Annotated in this window: 1 protein-coding gene and 1 pseudogene; both read right to left on the reverse strand. The window is 72.0% G+C overall.

All coding sequences use genetic code 11. The features are described 5' to 3' along the window. A pseudogene (locus tag G3O00_RS42255) lies at positions 1-329 on the reverse strand (ABC transporter ATP-binding protein); the annotation flags it as partial. Next, positions 326-1,886: ABC transporter ATP-binding protein (locus G3O00_RS42260; RefSeq protein WP_206146553.1), on the reverse strand; the 1,561-nt coding region annotated here is incomplete at its 5' end. The pseudogene G3O00_RS42255 and the gene G3O00_RS42260, both read right to left, overlap by 4 nt.

The following is a 1,886-nucleotide window of genomic DNA, read 5'->3' on the forward strand; positions in this document are numbered from 1 at the left end:
TCGCGCACCGCCTGCCACGACGCGATGCGCGGCAGGTGCCGCACGAGGCGTTCGACGAGACCCGCCGCGAGCGCGCCGCCCGCGCGATAGCCGCCGCGCTGCGCGACGTACAGCACGCACGCGTGGCACAGCGTCAGCGCGCCGAGCGCGATCGTCCACTGCAGCACGGCCGCATGCATGCCGGCAAACCACGCGCGGATCAACGGCACGAGCAGTAACCCGCACGCGCCGTCGAGCAATGCGGCAGCCACCGCCCAGCCGACCCCGCGCCACAGCGCGCGGCGCGTTTCGGCGGGCAGGCACTGCAAACGTTTGAGCGATTCCATCATCGTGCGGCCTCCCCGTCTGCGGCACCACGTTCGCTCCATAGCCGCGCATACAGCCCGCGCGCGGCCAGCAGCGCCGCATGCGTGCCGCGCTCGACGATGCGGCCGAGATCCATCACGAGAATCTGGTCCGCATGCCGGATCGCATCGAGACCGTGGCTGACGATCACGCGCGTGCGTGCATCGCCGCGCAGCGCGTTGCGCAATGCGCGCCCGGTTTGCGGATCGAGCGCCGAAGCCGGTTCGTCGAGCAGCAGCAGCGGCGCCGGCGACAGCAGCGCACGTGCAATCGCCAAACGCTGCAGTTCGCCGCCGGACAGCCGCACGTCACGACCGCATAGGCAGTCGTAGCCGCCCGGCAACGCGTCGATGCGTTCGTCGAGGCAGGCCGCGCGTGCGGCTGCGCGAATCGCATCGCGATCGGCGTCCGGCCGGTAAAGCGCGATGTTCGCGGCAATCGACACGTCGAGCGCGGCGGCCTGCTGGAACACCATCGCGACCTGTTCGCGCCGCGTATCCGACGCGAGCAGCCGCAGATCGGCGCCGCCGAGCCGCACCGTGCCGTGGTCCGGATCCATGAAGCGCGCGAGCAGCATCAGCAGCGTGCTCTTGCCCGCGCCCGACGGCCCGACGATCGCGGTGGTCGTGCCGGCCGCAATCGTCGCATCGATGTCGCGCAGGATCGGCGTGCCGTCGATGTCGAGGTTCACGCCGCGCAGTTCGATCGACGCATCGCGCGGTACCTGTGCAGCGCGATCGGCTGGCTCGGGCAGAACTGGCTGCGCGAGCAACGTTTCGAGGCGTCCGGCCGCCGCGCGCGCTTCGCGCAATGCGTCGGCACCGTGGCCGAGCGCACGTACCGGCGCCGCTACCGCCCAGATCAGCAGTGCAAACGCGCAGAGTTCGCCGACGGGCAAGCGGCCCGCCGTCAGCCACATCGCGCCGAACACGACCCACGCGAGCAGGAAGGGGGTGCCGAGCAGCACCTGCGTGCACGCCCCGGGCCCGCCGACGCGGCCGACCCACGCCGAAAACGCCTGCTCGAAGCGCCCGGTCGACGCCAGCGCGGCCGCCTCGATACCGGCGCCCGGGTACTGCCGCACGAGCGCCGGGTTCTGCGCGAGCTGCGCGTAGTCGCCCATCAGCTGTTCAAGCGCGCCGTTGCGTGCCGCGACGGCCGGCGCGAACCGCGCCGAACGCATCCAGCGAAACAGTGCGGCGCCCGCGACGAGCGGTACCAGCGCGAACGCGAGCAGCACGGGATTCAGGTAAAGCAGGCACGCGAGCGCCGCGCACGGCACGACGATCAACTGCGTGACATCGGCCGGCGCGTGCGCGACGAGCTGGTGCAGCGCACGCACATCCTGGTCGACGTGACGCGCGACGCGATCGCTGCCCGCACGCGCGAACCAGCCGAGCGGCAAGCGTTGCAGATGATCGGCGAGACGCCTGCGCAAGCGATCGGCGAGATCGGCGTCGACCCGGTGCGTCAGGTGCAGCGCGACCGTCTGGCCGCCCAGCCAGCACACGCCGGCCACCACGGCCGCGACGAGCCAGCCG

Origin of the sequence: Burkholderia sp. Ac-20384 (assembly GCF_017104605.1) — a bacterium.
Lineage (GTDB): Bacteria > Pseudomonadota > Gammaproteobacteria > Burkholderiales > Burkholderiaceae > Burkholderia > Burkholderia lata.